Source organism: Enterococcus sp. CWB-B31 (assembly GCF_020567645.1).
Taxonomy (GTDB): Bacteria; Bacillota; Bacilli; order Lactobacillales; family Enterococcaceae; genus Enterococcus_L.
The window spans coordinates 1-1,259 of sequence record NZ_JAJDJW010000038.1; the positions used below are offsets into that span (position 1 = coordinate 1).

The window sequence follows — 1,259 nt, forward strand, 5'->3', positions numbered from 1 at the left end:
GGCTCTATAATTTATTGGACTGATAGAAAAAAATCTATCGGTCCTATTTTCTCATTAAAAAACAAGGAAGACACACAACATTTCCGCTAGAATAGAATCACCACAAAACCAACTAGAAAGGAAAATGAATGTATGTCTACACTTGATTCTATCAAACAAATCCTTGGAGTGAAAGATAAAAATATTGACATTCTAAGTTGTCAGGAAGCAGATTATAAAGGGAAGAAAGTAATCCTCGCAGAAGCAGCGCTTGTTCGTGCTTTTCACCGTTGCCCTTTATGCAAAGCACCTAGTAATGCTTTTGTAAAGAATGGGAAGAAGGTCTCTATGATTCTCTTAAACCGCTGTGCCAATAAGCAAACGTATTTGCGCTTGAAAAAACAACGATACCATTGCCGTTCCTGTCATAAATATTTCACTGCTTCTACCTATTTGGTGAATCGTCATTGTTTTATCTCTAAGCAAGTACATTATCGTGTTCTTGAAGAATTGACAGAACACCAATCAATGAAGAGCATTGCGAATCATTGCCGTGTGTCAGTGACGACGGTGCAGCGCACCTTGTCGGCGCTCACGCTTGAAACCAAAAGACAAAAGAACTGGCTGCCTCACTGTCTATTATTTGATGAGTTCCGTTCACTAACAAGTTATCATGGAAAGTTCTCTTTTTCATGTATGGATGGCGAGACTGGGCAATTGTTTGATATACTACCTAGTCGCAAAAAGAAAGATCTAATAGCCTATTTCATGCGCTTTGATCTCAGAGTCCGTGAACAGGTTCGCTACATTGTGACCGACATGAACGCTCCTTACTTTGCGCTAATGAAAGAGTGTTTTCCAAAAGCTAAAGCCATCGTTGATCGTTTTCACATTGTCCAGCATTTGAACAAGGGGTTTAACAAAGTACGAATACGTGTGATGAAAGAGTTCAATCAAAACGATAAAGAACAAGCGAAGCAATATCGTCAATTAAAATCATTATACAAATTACTTCTGAAGCCAGAAAGCAAATTGGATTTTACTACCTTTAAGAAGCGTAAAAATTTCAAATGGGCTTATCTGACAGAAACGGAAGTGGTCGATCGTTTATTGAAGATTTCTTCTGAATTGAAGGCTGCCTACTTGTATTATCAAGAACTATTGGCATCTTATCATGAGAAAGATGGGAATCACTTCTTCCGCCTGCTTCGCACGATGCCAACGAAGCTACCCGAAGAGCTACGATCGGTAAGAAAAGCTTTCTTCAAGTACGAAAATGG

Annotated in this window: 1 protein-coding gene; it reads left to right on the forward strand. The window is 38.9% G+C overall.

The window, feature by feature from the left end; genetic code table 11:
* Positions 1-132: 132 nt before the first annotated feature.
* A partial coding sequence (locus tag LI954_RS15970; protein ID WP_229444973.1) for an ISL3 family transposase occupies positions 133-1,259 on the forward strand: 1,127 nt, incomplete at its 3' end.